The sequence below is a fragment of the Deltaproteobacteria bacterium genome (assembly GCA_009929795.1).
GTDB lineage: Bacteria > Desulfobacterota > Desulfovibrionia > Desulfovibrionales > Desulfomicrobiaceae > RZZR01.
The window spans coordinates 1-1108 of sequence record RZZR01000396.1; the positions used below are offsets into that span (position 1 = coordinate 1).

Consider the following 1108-nt stretch of genomic DNA (forward strand, 5'->3'; position numbering starts at 1 on the left):
GTCGGGGCCTCCGTAGGCCGAGGCCGGCATGAGGCCGATCTCCATGGCCGTTTCCTTCAGGCCGGTCATGGCCGCGAATTTCTGGGTGACCACCTGATGGCAGGGGGCCTCGCTGAAAAAGACCTCGACCGCATGCTTGGGAATGAGGGTGTCCTTAATGAACTCCTGCAAGGCCAGGGCGACTCTGGTGCCCCGGTAGGCCGGATGGACCACGTGGGACCCGATCTCATAGACCCCGTGATGGGGGGCCGAGCTGCGGAACAGGCTTCCATAGCCGACGATATCGCCGGCCGGCGTGCGGGCCACGGCCCCGTGAACCAGGCCCAGCCGGTTCTCCTCCAGAAGTCGTTCGGGGATGTAGTAGGCCTCGAAAGGGAAGGATGGGCCATGGACCTCGTAGAAGAGATGGGCCACACCCCAGGCGTCCTTGGACCTGAGGGCCTCCACGCCGAACTCCTGGCCGGCGGCCACTGGTTTGTGTTCGGATTGGATTTTTTCCAGGGCCTGCGTGAGGGTCATGGTTACGGGCTTGGTGTCGATGGTCCAGTCGGCCAGCTTGCCCATTTCGTTTGTGGGCAGTTCCGGGCCAAAGGTGATGGATCCCGGCTGCTCGACCCGGTGCAGCATCCCGGCCAGGTAGACTCGGAGATCGTCACGCATCTTCGGCCCGGCCTCGAATCCCGGGGCCAGGACGACAAAGGCCTTCAGGCGATCGCCCTCCTCGGGGCGCATGAGCCGCACGGCGCAGTCGGCCACGGCCTCGTGGGCCAGCAGGGCCTCGCGGATCCGGGCCGGATAGACGTTGATCCCGGCCACCTGCACGGCGCTGTCCAGGCGTTTTTTGACGACAAACCGGTTTTCATCGACCCATTCCAAGGCATCCTGAAATTCAAAGGGCTCGGACTGGCCGCCGTGTTCCAGTTCACGGACAAAACGGTCTTCCCCGAATCGTTTCCAGGTGGCCATGAGGGTCAGGGGGTCGTCGGGACTGAAGCGATAGCCCATGGCCCCGCTCTCGGATGAACCGTAGATCTCGACCATCATGCCCAGGCCCTGGCGCTTCAGGGACCGAATGATGTCGGCCGGACAGGGACCGGTGGAAGTGGTT

The 1108-nt window shown here is 64.0% G+C and carries 1 protein-coding gene; it reads right to left on the minus strand.

Annotated features, from left to right (window positions below; all coding sequences use genetic code 11):
- On the minus strand, window positions 1-1108 hold a 1108-nt coding region (locus tag EOM25_15260), incomplete at both ends, for a GNAT family N-acetyltransferase (protein NCC26538.1).